12 protein-coding genes are annotated in these 17,935 nt (G+C 46.7%); 7 read left to right on the forward strand and 5 right to left on the reverse strand.

The window, feature by feature from the left end:
• Positions 1–11: 11 nt before the first annotated feature.
• Positions 12–791: a ParA family protein gene (locus J3491_RS00165; RefSeq protein WP_207968793.1), complete on the reverse strand. Its 780-nt coding sequence runs from the start codon at positions 789–791 to the stop codon at positions 12–14.
• 163 nt (positions 792–954) lie between these two features.
• Entirely contained in the window at positions 955–1,671 is a 717-nt protein-coding gene (gene rsmG, locus J3491_RS00170) for a 16S rRNA (guanine(527)-N(7))-methyltransferase RsmG (RefSeq protein ID WP_207968794.1), read from the reverse strand.
• 318 nt (positions 1,672–1,989) lie between these two features.
• Between rsmG and J3491_RS00175 the strand changes: the two genes are divergently transcribed.
• From J3491_RS00175 to J3491_RS00185, 3 genes are all read left to right on the forward strand, one after another.
• Complete coding sequence (locus tag J3491_RS00175; RefSeq protein ID WP_207968795.1) at positions 1,990–4,764, forward strand: ATP-binding protein; 2,775 nt, start codon at positions 1,990–1,992, stop codon at positions 4,762–4,764.
• A gap of 210 nt (positions 4,765–4,974) precedes the next feature.
• Positions 4,975–6,090: a helix-turn-helix transcriptional regulator gene (locus tag J3491_RS00180; RefSeq protein WP_075102128.1), complete on the forward strand. Its 1,116-nt coding sequence runs from the start codon at positions 4,975–4,977 to the stop codon at positions 6,088–6,090.
• Between the two features lie 88 nt (positions 6,091–6,178).
• Positions 6,179–6,826: a TerD family protein gene (locus J3491_RS00185; protein ID WP_075102129.1), complete on the forward strand. Its 648-nt coding sequence runs from the start codon at positions 6,179–6,181 to the stop codon at positions 6,824–6,826.
• 170 nt (positions 6,827–6,996) lie between these two features.
• Here J3491_RS00185 and J3491_RS00190 read toward each other — a convergent pair whose 3' ends face one another.
• The gene (locus J3491_RS00190) at positions 6,997–7,980 is read right to left on the reverse strand and encodes an ion transporter (protein WP_207968796.1); all 984 of its coding nucleotides are present in this window, start codon (positions 7,978–7,980) and stop codon (positions 6,997–6,999) included.
• Between the two features lie 655 nt (positions 7,981–8,635).
• On the opposite strand from J3491_RS00190, the gene J3491_RS00195 reads away from it, so the two are divergent.
• Positions 8,636–9,265 carry an OmpW/AlkL family protein gene (locus J3491_RS00195; RefSeq protein ID WP_207968797.1) on the forward strand — a complete coding sequence of 210 codons (630 nt, stop codon included), beginning with the start codon at positions 8,636–8,638 and terminating at the stop codon, positions 9,263–9,265.
• A 256-nt stretch (positions 9,266–9,521) separates the two neighbouring features.
• On the opposite strand, the gene J3491_RS00200 is transcribed toward J3491_RS00195, so the two are convergent.
• Both J3491_RS00200 and aceE read right to left on the reverse strand, forming a co-directional pair.
• Complete coding sequence (locus tag J3491_RS00200; protein ID WP_207968798.1) at positions 9,522–11,273, reverse strand: 2-oxo acid dehydrogenase subunit E2; 1,752 nt, start codon at positions 11,271–11,273, stop codon at positions 9,522–9,524.
• 25 nt (positions 11,274–11,298) lie between these two features.
• On the reverse strand, positions 11,299–14,112 hold the full coding sequence (aceE, locus tag J3491_RS00205; RefSeq protein WP_207968799.1) for a pyruvate dehydrogenase (acetyl-transferring), homodimeric type: 2,814 nt from the start codon (positions 14,110–14,112) through the stop codon (positions 11,299–11,301).
• Between the two features lie 585 nt (positions 14,113–14,697).
• Here aceE and J3491_RS00210 point away from each other — a divergent pair.
• From J3491_RS00210 to J3491_RS00220, 3 genes are all read left to right on the forward strand, one after another.
• Positions 14,698–16,332 carry a hypothetical protein gene (locus J3491_RS00210; protein WP_207968800.1) on the forward strand — a complete coding sequence of 545 codons (1,635 nt, stop codon included), beginning with the start codon at positions 14,698–14,700 and terminating at the stop codon, positions 16,330–16,332.
• Positions 16,333–16,594: 262 nt separating this feature from the next.
• Positions 16,595–16,954 carry a hypothetical protein gene (locus tag J3491_RS00215; protein ID WP_207968801.1) on the forward strand — a complete coding sequence of 120 codons (360 nt, stop codon included), beginning with the start codon at positions 16,595–16,597 and terminating at the stop codon, positions 16,952–16,954.
• Positions 16,955–17,449: 495 nt separating this feature from the next.
• Positions 17,450–17,914 carry a hypothetical protein gene (locus J3491_RS00220; RefSeq protein ID WP_075102136.1) on the forward strand — a complete coding sequence of 155 codons (465 nt, stop codon included), beginning with the start codon at positions 17,450–17,452 and terminating at the stop codon, positions 17,912–17,914.
• Positions 17,915–17,935 lie beyond the last annotated feature (21 nt).

Consider the following 17,935-nt stretch of genomic DNA (forward strand, 5'->3'; position numbering starts at 1 on the left):
ACGCCGCGTTTTTAGGCGCTTTGCTTGATCACTTCAGCGGCCAGTTTTTGGTAAGCGCGCGACCCTTTTGACCACCTCTCATACGCAATCACCGGCAGACCATGAGCAGGTGCCTCTGCCAGACGAATGTTTCTGGGAATGTGGGTTTTGTACATGATATCGCCAAAATGCGCCTCAAGCTCGGCTGAGACATCGCGTGCGAGTGTGTTACGTGCATCATATAGGGTTCTTACGACGCCGCGTATATAGAGATTTGGATTGAGCTCCGTTAAACGCTCAATAGTCTGCGACAAGTCGGCCAGCCCTTCTAGCGCATAGTATTCGCATTGCATCGGAATAATCACGCCGTCAGTTGCCACCAAAGCATTGATCGTCAATAAATTCAAACTCGGCGCGCAATCGATAATCACATAATCATAAGCCGGTGTGTTGGCAGCGGCTTGCTGCTCTACCAGCGCCGCCATGGCATTTTTAAATAGCTCATGACTGTCTGTTTTGTTCATCAAAGTGATGTCCATACCCGCCAAATCTCGGTTGGCACCAATCACGTCAAACCCAGCAGGACTTGGGACAATCACATCAGCCAGTGAGACGCCATCGAGCAGCACATCAGCGATGGTCAAGGACAGCTCGTTTTTATCGACACCTGTACCACTGGTCGCATTGCCTTGTGGGTCTAGGTCAATCAGCAGGACACGCTTGCGTTTAGCAGCCAAGCTGGCGGTCAAATTTACCGCCGTCGTGGTTTTACCCACGCCGCCTTTTTGATTGGCAATTGCTATGATTTCCATACACTCACTCAATTTTATTAGGATCTATTACTATTATTCTATGTTTTACTGATGCTTGCAGACATCGCCTGCAATCTCAACACCCTGCAACCTTGAGGCTCATCAATATATGCTATTTGGATATCAAGGTAAACGATGTTTCACGACCGCACGGGCTCATAGCTTAGACATTTTTAGCAGACAATTCAATCAAATGACGACTATCATGTAAACGCGGCACTGTTAACTTTATGGTGTCGATACGCCAGTCATGCTCGAGCGCTTGCAGCTCTTCATCGCTTGGCGCTTTGCCCTTCATCGCACACAAGCGCCCCTCTGCGGCCAGTCTTGGCTGTGCCACGTGGACAAAATCAATCAGGCTGGCAAAGGCTCGCGAGGTCACCACCTCATAGCTGGCCTCATGCGCCTCGATACGAGAGGCAATAGGCTGCATATTATGTAGGCCAAGCTCACTACTGATTTGTTTGATAAAGCGAATTTTTTTCTGATTGCTGTCTAAGGCTGTGCAAGCGCGCTCAGGCTGGCAAATCGCGATAATAACGGCTGGCAGCCCTGCCCCTGTACCGATATCTAACAGTGACCCTGACGGCAAATGCGGTATAATAGCCAAACAATCAATCACATGCTTGATCAGCGCTTCTTTGGGATCAGTGATGGCGGTGAGATTATACGCCTTATTCCACAATAAAAGCTGATCTAAGTACAATAATAGCGTGCGCTGCTGCGTCTCACTCAAAGACAAACCCAGCTCATTGATCGCTTGCGCCAACGTATCGGCCAGTGCTGGCAGCTGTATGCCAAGTTTAACAAAGCCGGCCGGATCGATAGCGGCATGATTCACGCTGGTAGATGATGAGGTTTTTTTGGCAGAAGCTGACATAAGGCGCATTATCCAGTTTTGACATGTGAACCGTCTATTTTATCACGCACTCCGCGTATTGAATAGTTGCAGATTGCCCCAATGTGAGACATCTTATACTATCTGCGCAGTCTTTGAGGCGTTATTGTTCTTTAATCATAGCAAACCGCTGAGTATTTACTGCTATCATATGCAGCAAAGACCGCAGCTTTATGATGAAATATACTAAAAAACCAATCGCTCATTTTTAAAGGCCGCATCCTAGACACCGATAATCAAACCGCCTCATAGCAACACTTCCCAATCATCAAAAACGCGACCAAACAAGACACTAATGATATGGTAACACCCTCGACTCAGCTGACCGACCCAGCAATAGACACCACCAAAGAACAGACAAAACACGCAAAAAAGGTAACGCAGCTGCATCCACGTTTTTTAGAAGTGAAGCAGCACTGCCACCTAAGCGCTGCGCAATTGAAGCGCTATAGCGATCCTGCGGCACTGCCAAGCGACACCCGATCTGCCCCTGATTTGGACGTGGGCTTTGGCCAGCAGCGAGCGCTAAAAGCATTGCAAACCGCCCTAGACATCAAAGCCAGTGGCTATCATGTGTTTGCCGCGGGCGAAAACGGTTTGGGCAAACGTACGGTCATCAGCCGTTTATTGACTCGCATCGCTGCCGATGCGCCAACGCCTGATGACTGGGTCTATGTGCATAATTTCGCTGATCCTCGTACGCCGCAAGCATTATCCCTACCTGCTGGACAAGCAGAGATATTGCAGCAGCAGGTGAGCCAATTGTGGCAGCAAGCCAAAAAACGCCTCAGTCAGCGTTTTCGCAGTGATCAATACCAAAGCAAAATAGAAGCCATCAAAAACGCCACCCATCAAAAAGAAAGTCAGGCTTATGATGTGCTCAATGCCGAAGGCAAGCAATACGACTTGGCTTTGACGTTTCGCTCGTTTGATAACAAAGCGGTGTTTGTCCATTCAAGTCAGCTGCCAACGGAGAGTAGCAGCGCCGCCGATACCGCCGCTGAGCACACTCCTCCCGCTAGCCCTAAATCAGATAATCCGCAATCCGCGGCCAAGCCCAATGAGACGGCGCATCGTCGTGGCAAGCAAGACAAGGTGCCCTCTGGCGATGACGAGTACGAAGCCGAGCTCGACAACTTCGTACAAAAAAACCACATGCAAAAGCGCTTAAGTCAGCTCACCATCGCACTAGAGCAATTAGAAGACGAAGCCAATGACGCCATCGAAGCGCTGCATCGTGACATTGCACGCCGTGCCCTACAGCCATTATTTGCCCCTGTTTATCAGCAGTTTGCAGCTCAGCCACAAGTCGTCGATTACCTAAAAGCCGTATCTGCAGATATGGTCACGCATGCTGAGCGCATCGTCAATGGCGATGATGAAGAGTTTGTCACAGCAGCGCTGGCCACCACTCCCAGTCGTTATGCGGTCAATGTCATCGTCAGTCACGCGCCAGACAGTGGTGCACCTGTGGTCTTTGAGGATTTGCCGACGCATCTAAACCTATTGGGCCATGTCGAGCAAATCACCCAGTTGGGCACAGTCACCACTGACGTCAGTATGATTCGAGCGGGCGCTCTACACCGTGCCAATGGCGGTTATCTGTTGTTGGAGGCCAGTCATTTACTTGAGCATCCTTATGCTTGGCAAGGTCTCAAACGCGCGCTGCAATCACGCAAAATCAAACTCTCCAGCCTTGAGCAAATGCTGACTTTGACGGGTAGCTTATCACTTGCGCCATCACCCATTGACCTTGAGGTCAAGGTGATTTTGCTGGGCGAAGCTGACCTATATTACGAGCTTTTGGAGCTTGAGCCTGAGTTTGATGCCGTCTTTAAGGTGCGTGCCGATTTCCACGACGATGTGACGCGCAGCCCTGAGCACGAGTTGGCATTGGTGGCAAAAATGGCTGATATCATCGATCATGCTAGCCTCTATCCATTCGATCGCAATGCACAGGCGGCGCTGCTTGAGCATTTGAGCTTACAAGCCGAAGACCAAGACCGCTTAAGCTTACACAGCGACTTGTTGATCAAACTGCTGCACGAGTCTGATCGCCATGCGCGCTTAGATGGCCAGCATATCGTTGATGCCCATCACGTCATGCAAGCCATTGACGATATGGACGAGCGCTCAGGGTATCTGCGCGACTTATATTGGGATGAGCTAAAAAACGGCCAGCAGCTCATTCAAACCCAAGGTCATGCGGTCGGGCAAGTCAACGCCCTGACCGTGGTCAGCTATGCCGATAGCGAGTTTGGCATGCCAGCACGCCTCACCGCCGTCATTCAACCCAACATCGGCGCAGGTGAGATTCTCGATATCGAGCGCGATGTGGATTTGGGCGGTAGTCTACATGCTAAGGGCATGCTGATTATGACCAGCTATTTGCGGGCGCTGTTTAGTCAACACCATGCCCTTAACTTTAGTGCCTCACTTGCTTTTGAGCAAAGCTACGCGCAGATCGATGGCGACAGCGCCACGGTCAGCGAAGGCTGCGCGCTGCTCTCAGCCTTAGCGGATGTACCAATCGATCAGTCCTTAGCCATTACTGGCTCCATGAACCAATTAGGCGAGGTACAAGCTGTCGGTGGTATCAACGCTAAAATCGCTGGATTTTTTGATGCTTGCCGCGAGCAAGAACTGACAGGCCAGCAAGGCGTGGTCATCCCTATTGCCAACGTCCAGCAGCTGATGCTGCGCGACGACATCATCGCTGCGGTCAAAGCGGGTAAGTTTCATATCTATGGAGTGCAGAGCCTGAGTGAAGCGTTGACACTGATGACAGGACTGCCTGTCGACACCATGAATAAAAAAGGCCGCTATCGTAAAGACACGTTGTTTGGCAAAGTATTAAATCGCTTATTACTGTGGGACGAAAACCAAAACGTCGATGACGATATTGAGGACAAAGATGCCAAGCAAACCAGCCAAAAAAAGCGCAAGGCAAAAAAGAAAAAAGACAAGAAAAAAAGACGTCAACGTCAAGAGGATAAGGGCAAAAAAGGCAATGACGACCACTCAAGCGCGGATATCACGACAGCTGATGAGTCGCCTGACATCGCCCAGCCCTGATGGTGACAGGCATCAGAGCATGGGCTGACGACCTGCTACCGTCATTTATCATACGCTGCTCATCAGTGATAGACACAACATAGATGTCAAGATAGACGTCAAGCTGCTTTTCTGCCATGATAACCCGCGGCGGATTCGTTAAAATACCAGCATTAAAATATCCATATCGATTGCGACATTGATTTACGACTTCATAAAGGTTATCTCTGAATGACTGTACATCATACCCACACAGATGAGCGAATAGACGAGCAGCGCACGAGCACCAGTGCCCCTGCTGCAGAGACTCATCATAATAATCGTCATGGCGCGGCGACCACAGCGCGGCAGTGGCAAGTACTCTCACAGTTACAGCGCAATCGCTGGGTGGGAACGACGCACATTTACGAGCAGCTCAAACTTGCAGGGTTTGACATCAGTCTGCGCACCGTACAGCGCGACCTAAATGCCTTGTCCAAACGCTTTCCCATCGAAAAAAACAACGCCAACCCGCAAGGCTGGCGCTGGCGTGACGATGCCCCGCTACACAGCCTACCGCATATGAATCTATCACAAGCGGTGGCTTTTAATATGGTAGAGGCCAACCTCACCCAGCTATTACCGCCCGTGATTTTAGACGAGCTGTTTCCTTGGTTTGATTTAGCAAGACGACAGCTAAAAAACAGTAAAGTCACGCACTCTTGGATTGACCGAGTACGCATTGAGCCTGCCACCCAGCCCTTAATCGCCCCGCATATTGACCTCGAGAGCAAAGACAATCTGTATCACGCGCTCTTTTATCAATTGCAGGTCAAAGCCTGCTACACCCGTAGCAACAAAAATGAGGCCAGCGAATATACGCTAAACCCCATTGCCATCATTCAGCGCGGCGTGATTATCTATTTACTAGCGACCCGTACCGATGACCCAGAAGCCATCATTCGCACCTTTGCTCTGCATCGGTTTGATAGCGTCGAGATTTTAGAGAGTCCGGCACAAACGCCAGAGGATTTTCAGCTCGACACCTATTTGGAGGCAGGCAGTATGGGCTTTAGTCATCCGTTGTTTGGCGAGCTGCCTGAGCGTGGCAAAAACACGGCCATTGAGCTACAATTCACCAAACAAGCTGGCAAAAGTCTGACAGAAAGCAAGCTTAGCGACGATCAAACCGTCACCGTCAATGATGACGACACTCTAACCATCAAAGCCACGGTCAACCTAACCTCACAGCTGGTTTGGTGGTTGCGCGGCTTTGGTAGTGGCCTGCTCAATGCCCAGCCCGAGCTACTATATCGAGCCGTCTTGGATAACAGTACCAATAACGCCACTGATAATAAGCCTGATTAATTGGCATTATCTTGACTGAAGAGTTACAGATTCAAATACGATAACACCCTCGAACCATTGCAACTCGAACCATTGTAAAAGGAATACTATGTCGACCACGACCCCATCGCCACTACTTTCCGACAGCTTAAGAGGACTAGGCTTAGATGCGGGGACTTTGTTTTTTGCGCTAAACTACGAATTTACCAGAATTGAGCCAAAGGGACTGCTAAAACGTTTTAAAAAAAACCAAGGCGCGATAGATATCGACATCGCGTGCGCGTTATACGATGACAATTGCACCATCAGCGATATCGTCTGGTTTAAGCAGCTGCGAGACAAAGCGGAGTCGGTACGCCATCAAGGCGATAGCTTAAATGGCAAAGATCGCGGTGAGCAGGCCATGTATTTGGCACCGCTTGATCAAGAGCAGATCAGACTGTATTTAGACAAAATCCCTGCGCATATCACCCATATCGCCATGATGGCCAACTCTTATCACGGCCACCCTTTTTCTCGAGTCAAAAAAGGCGAGATACACCTAAGTGATGATGAAGGCAATCGCTGTTTTGAAGTCAATCTCAAACAGCTGCCACGCGACTGCCAAACACTTTGGGTCGCTCATTTACGCCGAGAAGTAGATGACTGGCATCTAACTTTGCAAAACTTACCACTGGCAGCAGAGGATTTGGCCACAGCCGCGCAGCAAGTCGCCTATGAACTGGCGCGCGCCCTTCCTATTCCCCAAGGCCTATAAAAAGCCTATAAAGAGAAATCAGCCACGGCGTTTGACTGCAGCCATTAAAACCATAAAAATGAGACCATAAAAATGAAATCGCAGGAATGAAGCTGTCGAAATAACGCCGTAAAACTACTCAACCACAAAAGGGATAAAAAAGACTAGCGCGTGTTGAGTAGTGCACTGTGTTATAACGGCTCGCCGCAATGCGGGCAGTAATTTTTTTGCCGCCTTTCTACCTCTCTTTCGCGGCGCTCAAGCTCTTGCTCACGTAGTACTTGCAAAACGATATTTTGCGCCTGCTCCTTGTCCAGCCCCAGCTCACGGCGAATCTTGTCAATCATCATCTGGTTTTGCACCAAATCAAAATCACTGTCAATCAGCTGCTCACGAAAATGCTGCTCTAACTCCTCGCGGCGCTGAGCCAGCTCATTGGCCAAACCAGTCGCTAAGATACCAGCTGGCAATGCCGCCAGACCCACACCCAATATGGTAATGATGGCACCCAATATCTTGCCTGCATTGGTGATCGGCGTGACATCACCATAGCCGACGGTCGTCAGCGTCACCACCGCCCACCACATCGCCTTCGGTATCGACTCAAACTCATCTGGCTGCGCGTGATTTTCGACCAAATAAATCCCGCTAGAGGCGGTGACAATCATGATAATCAAGATAAAGATAACCGCTTGAAACGAGCCTTTTTCTTTACTAATGACCACCAGCAAGATACGCATAGAGGCAAAGTAGCGGGTGAGTTTCAGAATCCGAAACAGACGCAAAATACGCAAGAAACGCAAGTCAATAGAGACAAAGAAGTTTAAAAAGGCAGGGGCAATTGCAATCAAATCGATCATCGCCGACGGGCTTTTGAGCCACTCCCAGCGCTGACGCCAAGTAGTATTATCTGGTTTGGCTTCGGCCACACTCCACAAACGCAGTAAATACTCAATAGAAAAAATAACGATAGAGAAGTTTTCAAACCAAATAAAATAGTCTTGATAAGGGTAATACCAGTTGTCTACAGACTCGGCAATCACAGCGGCGACATTGGTCATGATCAAAAAAATCAGGAAGTAGTCCACATAACGACTAAACCGCGTGTCATGCTCATCATTTTGCAAAATATCATAAACAAAAAGACGCAAGCGCCGTATAGATTGGAGTAGCATGCTGACCTTATGCGGTAAAATCCGCGCGTGGATAAATAAAATAAATCGCCATTGCCGCAAAAAACCACCGTGACCACCATAATGCCAAAGCTGACCTAAAAGGCGTCGATCGGCTGCTGCGTGTTATCTACAGCTAGCGTGTACCCTCAGATTATACAAAATTTTTATAGTAAATATAGACAGTTATCAGCAGCGTAAAGGCAATTGCCAAAACGGCCAATCGTAAAAACCGTTCATCGATCTTTAACTGCTGACTGACATTTTGGGCAGGCAACAAAAACAGATGGCACTCAGGACAACAACCATCTACTTCATTTAATAGCTGCATCGTCCGTGCGTTAGTACAACGCAGAGGAGAGTTACTACAATAACCAAGCATAGTATGGCGCGCCTCCGTTTATAAAATAAAACATTTGTCCTTTACCTATAACCCACTTCTAAAAGTTCACAATACCTCGATATCGATAACTTTACGCAAAAGTATTGGTTTAATACTGAGAATAACCATTTATTACCTTACAGAAATAGTGGTTTTGTATTATAATGGCGTTATAATGTTACAGATTAATCAATAATCATAATATTATGTATTGGTCACTACTGTCATCCCTCATTAGCTGACTGATAATCCTCTATTACGTTAAGGAATCAAACGATGAAACTACAATCCCTAGTTTTAGCCGCTGCTACTGCACTTACTATGACTTCTGCTTTTGCCGTTCCTGCTGGTACGTGGACAGTGGCCGCTGGTGCACACTATGTTGACCCTAAAAGCGACAACGGTACTTTAAACAATGGCTTATCAGTAGATGTTGATGGCGATGTGCGCCCAACCATCAGTGGCGAATACTTTGTTGCTGATAACGTTGGTGTTGAACTACTAGCAGCCATCCCATTCCATCATGACATCACGCTAACTGATGCAAATGGTAACGAAGTTGATGCCAAAACTCAGCATCTACCACCTACTCTATCTGTACAGTATCACTTCGACGGCTATAACTTGCCTATGAATGTGAAGCCTTTCGTTGGTGTTGGTGTGAACTATACAACTTTCTTTAAAGAAAGAGTCTACCTAGGTAACGGTAATGATTTAGAGCTAGACGATAGCGTTGGCGTTGCTGGCCATATCGGTCTTGACATCCCATATGCGCCTACTGAGTCTTTCCGTATTGACGCGCGCTACATGGACATCAAAACTGACGCTAGCCTAAACGGTAATGACTTAGGTGAAGTCGATATCAGCCCATGGGTATATGGCGTTGCGTTTGTAAAACAGTTCTAATAAATCTATCATAGCAAGTAAAGTATGCCAGATAAGAAGTCAGCCGATGTGCTGGCTTTTTTGTCTGTATGATTTGCTGCAATCTGTTTATTGTTATTTTTTTATAACCAACCCAACATCACGTTGGCGCACTTTACGTCATAAGCTCATAAAAAAAGACCATCCATGCGGACAGTCTCTTTGTAATACATAACCATTGATGCAATCTATCAGCCGCTATTAGCCAAACAGCACTCAAAAGCGCTGTCGGTCAGAGCTACAGCAAGATACGGCGCGGATCTGCTAACAAGGTAGCGATATAACGGGTAAATACTGCTGCATCAGCACCATTAATCACTCGGTGATCATAAGACAACGACAGCGGCAGCATCAAACGCGGCTCAAACGTCTGCTTGGTTTCGTTCCAGCGCGGCTGCATACTGGCCTCAGAGACCCCTAAGATACCCACTTGTGGCCAATTGACCAACGGCGTAAAGGCGGTACCCCCTAGGTTGCCTTGGCTCGATATGGTAAAGCTTGCACCTTGTAAGTCTTTAGTGCCAAGCTTTTTATCACGAGCTTTTGCTGCCAGCTCACCTATCTCGATGGCGATCTGCTTAAGACCTTTGTCTTGAACGTTTTTGATAACGGGTACGATAAGCCCATCATCCGTCGCCACAGCGATACCCATGTTGACGCTTTTGCGTACGATAATCTGAGTATTGTCATCGCTCAAATGACTGTTAAAGCGTGGATGCTGCGTTAAGGCATGAGCCGTCGCTTTTACCACAAAGGCTAGGATAGTAAAGCCAATACCTTCAGCTTTCATACCGCCTTTGAGCTCACCACGCAGTTTTTCAGTCTCGGTGATATCGGACAAATCAAACTGTGTGACTTGTGGCAGCAAGGTATTGTAGTTAAGCTGCGGTATAGAGACCTTTTGTAAGCGGCTTAAGTCCTGAGTCTCAGTCTCTCCCCAGATCTCGGTATTACTCATATCGGGTAAGTTTGGCAGGCTCGCCTGAGCGCCAGCGCTGTTTGTCGGTGCCGCTTTTTGTTTGCTTAAGCTTTCTTTGACATGAGCAAACACATCTTCTTTTAAGATACGATCATTGAGCGCTGAGCCACTCACTTGAGTAATATCCACACCCATTTGGCGTGCCAGCTTACGTACGGCAGGACCTGCATACACATCGACAAGCTTTTCATTCACTTGACTTTCTGTCAGCTTGCCACCGCTTTTGCTGGCAGCACTAGCGCCTGTCGCTTGAGTGCTTTGTTTTTGCGCAGCTGTCGGCTGTTGTTTAGCACTGGATTGCTGCTCACTGCTGCCAGCCTCGCCATCTGCTTTGGCTGACACAGCTTCTGTTCCAGACTCCTGTGTTTCAGACGTGCTATTGGTCTCATCCTCACCAATAATGACAATAAAATCTTGACCGTTGGCGACCATATCGCCTGCTTCGACCAGTATTTTTTCGACCTTGCCAGCGATAGGGGCTGGCACTTCCACCGAGGCTTTGTCCGACTCAATCAACAAAATCGATTGCTCGGCACTGACGGTATCACCGACACTGACCATGATCTCGGCCACTTGCGCTTCTTCAACACCTAAATCTGGCAATGCATGTGTACTGGCTGTACCCGCGCTCGGCGCAGGCTGTTTGGACTCTGACGAGCTAGCATCAGCAGCTTGAGACTCAGTTGTGGCCTCAGACTGTGCGCCAGCATCCTTTTCTTCCGCTTGATTGCGGGCGTCATCAGCACTTTTTTCGCTGGCTGGTGCTTCTGCTTGTGTATCGGCCGCAGCGCTTTCAAGCTCAATGAGCACCATGCCTTCACTGACTTGATCACCAACAGCAACGCTGATTTTGGTGACTTTACCAGCAGCAGAGCTTGGTACTTCCACTGATGCCTTGTCAGACTCTAATAAAATGATATTGTCGTCTTTTTCGATGACATCGCCAACTTCGACCATAATTTCGCTGACTTCGGCACTATCGACACCCAAATCGGGGGCTTTAATGTCCATGGTTTATCTCCTCGTCTTATCGTTATTATTCTTTGACATCATCGTTATTGAGCAGCGTCGCGTCAGCTTGATCTTCGGCGCGGCCTTCATTACTGATTTCATCATCCTCTTCACTGACAAACTCAGGCACAGGGCTTGGGTTGATGTTGTCAGGAGCTGGTGCATCTGGGAAATGATCGTAATAAGGCTGCTGCTGCCATGCTGGCGGCTGATCGGCCTCAATCTCAAAGCTTGAGATTGCATCTTTGACCAAGCGCATTTCTACTTCGCCTTCATCTGCCAAGCGCTTGAGCGTCGCCACCACGATATGAGCGGCATCTACATGGAAGAAGCTGCGTAGTTTTTCGCGGGTATCTGAGCGACCATAACCATCGGTACCCAATGTGGTATAAGGACGACTATCAGGTAACCAGCCACGTATCTGCTCTGAGTAGTTACGCATATAGTCTGTTGCCGCGACCACCACCCCTTTATGCGGTGCCAATTGCTCTGTGACCCATGGCACTTTTTCTTCATCCATTGGGTGCAAGCGATTGTAGTCATCACATGCCATACCGTCACGCGTCAGCTCATTAAAGCTGGTGACGCTCCAAACGTTGGCAGTGATATTAAACTCTTCTTTTAAAATCTTCGCCGCTTTTTGTACTTCGCGTAGGATAACTCCAGAACCAAGCAGCTGTACTTGGCTTGAGCCATTGTCTTCTAGCAAATACATCCCGCGCTTGATGCCTTCTTCCGCACCCTCTGGCATGGCTGGCTGCTCGTAGTTTTCGTTCATGAGGGTCAAGTAATAATACACGCGCTCACCCTCACCATACATCCGGCGTAGGCCATCATGCATGATGACCGCCAGCTCATAACCATAGCATGGGTCATAGCTCACGCAGTTCGGCACAGTGTTAAACAAAATCTGCGAATGGCCATCTTGATGCTGCAAGCCCTCGCCATTGAGTGTCGTACGGCCTGCTGTCGCACCAAGTAAGAAACCTTGTGCCTGACAGTCGCCTGCCGCCCATGCCAAGTCGCCCACACGCTGAAAGCCAAACATAGAATAGTAAATATACAGCGGTATCATTGGCAAAGCGTTGACCGAATAACTGGTCGCCAGCGCAATCCAAGTACTCATCGCCCCTGCTTCGTTGATGCCTTCTTCCAACATGTGACCGTCGATGGCTTCTTTATAGCCCATCAGCGCTTCACTGTCTTCTGGTGTATATTTCTGTCCTGACGCCGAGTAAATACCTAACTGACGGAACATGCCCTCTAGGCCAAAGGTACGCGCCTCATCAGGAACGATCGGCACGACGCGATCTTGAATGTCTTTGTTTTTTAGCATCGCTGATAACAGACGGACAAACACCATGGTCGTCGACTGCTCTTTGCCATTACTGCCTTTTAAGATACGATCAAAAATCGATAAATCAGGGATATTTAAAGGAATATGACCACTACGACGGTTTGGCAAATGACCGCCCAACGCTTCACGGCGACCTTTTAGATACTTCATCTCAAGCGAGTCTTCTTTTGGACGATAAAACGGCAGCGTCTCAAGCTCTTCATCATTGAATGGCAAATCAAAACGATCGCGGAAATACTTCAATGACTCATGATCTAGCTTTTTGATTTGGTGCGATTTATTCACCGCTTGCGCTTGCGTCGAGAGCCCATAACCTTTGACTGTTTTGACCAAGACAACTGTTGGTTGACCTTTGGTCTTCATGGCTTCACTAAAGGCAGCATAGACCTTCATTGGGTCGTGGCCACCACGGTTTAGACGCGAGATGTCATGGTCAGACAGCTCATTGGCCATCTCTTCAAGCTCTGGGTATTTACCAAAAAACTCTTTACGAGTAAACTCAGGAGTACGTGCCTCATATAGCTGGTACTCACCATCGACCACTTCTTCCATACGGTGCTTGAGCACACCTGTCACGTCTTTATCAAGCAGTGTATCCCAATTACCACCCCAGATGACTTTAATCACGCGCCAGCCTGCACCGCGAAATACCGACTCTAGCTCTTGAATAATCTTGCCATTACCACGCACAGGGCCATCGAGGCGCTGCAAGTTACAGTTGATGACCCAAATTAGGTTGTCTAGTTTTTCGCGGCCAGCAAGCGAGATGGCACCCAAGCTCTCCGGCTCGTCTGTCTCGCCATCACCTAAGAAAGTCCAGATTTTACGGCCTTCTTTTTCGAGCAAGCCACGGTTTTCCATATAGCGATGAACGTGCGCATGATAAATCGACATGATCGGGCCAAGTCCCATAGAGACCGTTGGGAACTGCCAATAGTCCGGCATCAGATAGGGATGCGGATAACTTGATAAGCCTTTACCACCGACCTCACGGCGAAAATTATCCAACTGGTCTTCACTCAAGCGGCCTTCTAAATAAGAACGGGCATAGATACCTGGCGCGGAGTGACCCTGATAATAAACCATGTCACCACCGAAATGGTCACTTGCGGCTCGGAAAAAGTGGTTAAAGCCTGTCTCATATAACGTGGCACTAGAGGCAAATGTCGCCAAATGACCACCTAGATCGTCATCGTTTTTGTTGGCACGCATCACCATCGCCAGTGCGTTGTAGCGAATCAGCGCACGAATCTTACGCTCAATGGTCAAGTCGCCAGGATACATCGGCTCGTCCTCGACTGCGATGGTGTTGATATAAGCAGTATCAAGGCGGTTGAATGGCAGACCTTCTTGCACCGCCATATTGTATAAGGCTTTTAGTAAAAACTGCGCGCGATCTTTGTCTGCATGTTTGATCACAGACTCAAAGGCTTCAAGCCATTCTTGGGTTTCGGTGCTGTCAGCATCCTTATAATAGTTCATCGTTATGAATCCTTTTCTATCGGTCATCCCTACTCGGTGGCAGGGTATTATTAAATCAAAGTATTACTTCATACTGGCGTGTGGACATGGTTTACTCAAGGACTTCCTTGTTAAATTTATCGGAGTGGTTCTGGCGTACTTTAAGAGATGTATCGACTGCTATATTTGATCATCAAATGATAATAACTCTCCATTATAGGCGCTTATGGGAAAGTTGTTTATAGCGATAAAAAAATGGCGATATGAGATGTATTTTTTAAATAAATAATGATTAGTGATTGGGTGAATGGTTTGTTTATTATTTGAAGCTAGGCAGGCAATAACAACACTGAAATAAAAATACATACAGCTCTAAGGCACAATCCATGAGGCGAGAAGCTGTTATTCATGTAAAAACCATCTAAAGCGTTACTTTGACTACGTTCTATCATAATAAATATGCCGCTTATCGACTCCTTACAACAAGCTTTCATACTTTATAGTAAGGTATCAAATTACATAACCTATACATGTGCTTATTAAGTCAGCAGTGTATGGATTTCGCCCATGGTTTAGATGTCGATATGAATAGATAGGGATACTATTATGTATATGGCTAAGCACTATACAGAATCTCAGCATGTAGATTCATACCAAAGATACAAACTATTATTCTTGGCTTTTGTAGGAGCTATAGGTTTACTTTCTATCAATCACTCCTCCTATGCGATTGTGCCTAACCCAGGAGCCAACTGCCAAGGTGTGACTGGTGCTTCTCAAAGCAGCCTGACAAACGCAGACTACACTAACCTAGTCTCAGCAGTGAATACTGATAATTATGTCAACATCGCAGGCAATGCATCAGGCAGTATTCCCTTACAGATTAAGATGAATACTACAGAGTCGAGCTCGAACACCATATTGGGTAACTTTGGTGTTATTGAGGCTCAAGGAGTCAGAGCCATCAATGTCAGAAGAACGTTCCCTAACACCACGGCCTTTACAGATATCCGTCTAGATTTTCGTAATAGCATTACCATGCAACCAATCTACTTGACCAACGTTGCGTTAAGTGCGTTTGATATTGATTATGCAAATAGTAGCGGTAATAGCTTTGATGACTTTATACAAATTACTGGAGTAAATGAAGCGGGTGCTACCATTACTGGTACCTTTCAACCTATCACTAACTCCAACATTATTTTCAGCCAAAACTTGCAAGGTTTATTAACCAGAACAACCAATGATCCTAACTGTCCAGCTAAGAATCTAGGTACTCAATGCCAAGGCTCTGTTCAGTTTTCTGAACCTGTAAAATCTGTAAATGTCCGTTACTCGAATACAGGATATTTGGCTACAGCCACTAACCAAGAAATTGACTTTCGAGTAGATAACTACTGTTATGTTCCTCAATATATATTTTCTGGTACAGTCTTCGACGATAACGGAGGTATTCCTGAAAATAAAGCGGACAAAGACAATGCTGACATAACCTCTGCAAGCAGTGTTTATGCCAATAGACCCAACTATTTTAATGGTCGATATGACCCGAATGCTTCTGAAACAGGTATTGCAGGTAGTACTGTACAGTTGGTCAATTGCTCTAATACAGACGCTATCTACCCTACTCAGTCGGTGATTAGAAATAATGCACCTCTCGGAGAGTATCAGATCAGTATTCCTAAAACGACTTTGGCTAACAACCCCAACCTTTGCTTGCTAGAAAAAAGAACTGGCACCTCCTACCCTATTCGCACGACCTCATCCATAAAAACGATTAATGTAGCGGCCAATACCTATCACTACCCAAATAATGACTTTGGTAGAGTGATTGCCGAAAATGCCGCGTTGGTCTTGCGAAAGTCCCAATATGTAAACAACTGCCCAGCGACACTCAACTATACCAATATCAACGACTCCACAAGTCCAAAAACCGGTTTTAGTACAAACTTGATAGCTGGCATCGCACCGGGTAGATGTATCGCTTATAAAATCACGGCCACCAATCGCGCTAATGTCAATATTGACAATTTTGTGATGCAAGATGAGCTTCAGAAAAAAGGGGTGGCCAATGCCACAGTGACATCGACATTGGCAAACCCCGCGCTCACATCGGCAGACTACGACAGCAGCAGTCCCGCCGTTGGCCAAAACGGTACGGTAAAGACCAAGCCTTTTGTACTACCGCCACGCTCTAAACGTGACTTTTATTTCAATACCAGATATGGCACGACGCAGTAGCGCGCTTAAATCTATGACCATTTTATTTTGAACTGACTGTATCTCTCATGGTTCGTTTTGAGAAGATAGCCACTTCAAACCGCCATTTATCAATTTTCCCATGACATGCCATAGTCTTTTTGTAACTATGCAGTTAAGCCGATAGGGTGCGTTATACCGCCTGTTTTTAACGCCGTTATCTATGCTTGCTGTTGTTATGACGCGACCCATATGACGTTTATTACGATTGCCTGAATCATTAACTCTCGTTTCGGAATTATTTATGAAACCCAGTCTCTTTAGATATGGCTTAATGACGGTTGGCGTTACCGCTGCATTAGGTATCTCAGCCAGTGCAATGGCCAATACCTCTACTGGTACCACGACGACTGATGTATTGATAAAAAACATAGCGACAGCGAATTATGATATTTCTGGTGTCAAACAGCCAGAAGTGCGATCTAACGAAGTTGTCGTCAAGGTCTCTGAGCAATTGTCTTTTTCATTAACGGCAAACAATGAAGATGGCACACCAAATGACACGATCAATGAAAACCTAGATGCCACGCCCAATGGCTTTGCAGTATTCCAGCATACGTTGACCAGCACCGGTAACCGTAATGACACTTATACGCTCAATTAGTCCCCCAAGGGACAGCAACCATGAAGTTTTCCGTTAAGATAAGGACCAACCGTTAGTTATATTTTTGTAACCTATGCCTATCAGCATCGTATCAGCAACTGACGCCTCTATTAAAGAATAATAGAGGCGTTTTATTTCTCAATATCCTGTCGATTAGATCGATAAAACCCTCTTTTCTCTTAAATCACACGCCTTAAAACCATATAAAAAATCAATAATATCAAGCATATATAAGAAAAAATCAAAAATATTTATTAACTTCCTATATGGTTATTTTTGGATTTATACCATCCACCTCCCTTCAGCTACCACTTATCATGTTTCTGGTGACTAATTGTTATCCACTTGTAATAATGCCTGTATGGAATACACCTCGGCGCTGTCGATGTTATTTGCGCTTTTAGGACATATGGCATATATATTGCACATTCTAAATACCTGTTTGTCATCGAGCAAATACCAAATCTACAGCAACGATATTCGTAAGGACATCATATGACATTTTATACCGCTATCCGCACAACTGTATTGGCGACCATCGTATCCGCTGGCTTGTTAAACATGGCACACGCTAACGAATCTCTAAAAATGGAGCTAACTGCCAATAAAGTAGTCAAAAATGCAGAAGGTAAAATCAGCTATTTACCGGTCAGTACAGCGCCTGCAGGCACTATTGTTCAATACAAAGCAACCTACACCAACACCATCAATCAAAACATCAACGATCTGGCCGTGACCTTACCTATTCCAGCAAACATGACGTTTACTGGCGAGGTCTTCCCTACTAGCGCGCAAGCCAGTATTGATGGCAAAAACTATGCAGATATGCCACTCATGCGTAAGGTCGATGGCAAGCTGGTCAAAATCCCTTTATCTGAATACCGTAGCCTTCGTTGGAATATCAAATTATTGCCAGCAAAGAAATCTGCCTCCGTGGCACTGAATACCATTGTTGACTGATGTTTTGTTGACACCTTACAC

This window comes from Psychrobacter halodurans, assembly GCF_017498075.1.
GTDB classification, from domain to species: Bacteria; Pseudomonadota; Gammaproteobacteria; order Pseudomonadales; family Moraxellaceae; genus Psychrobacter; species Psychrobacter celer.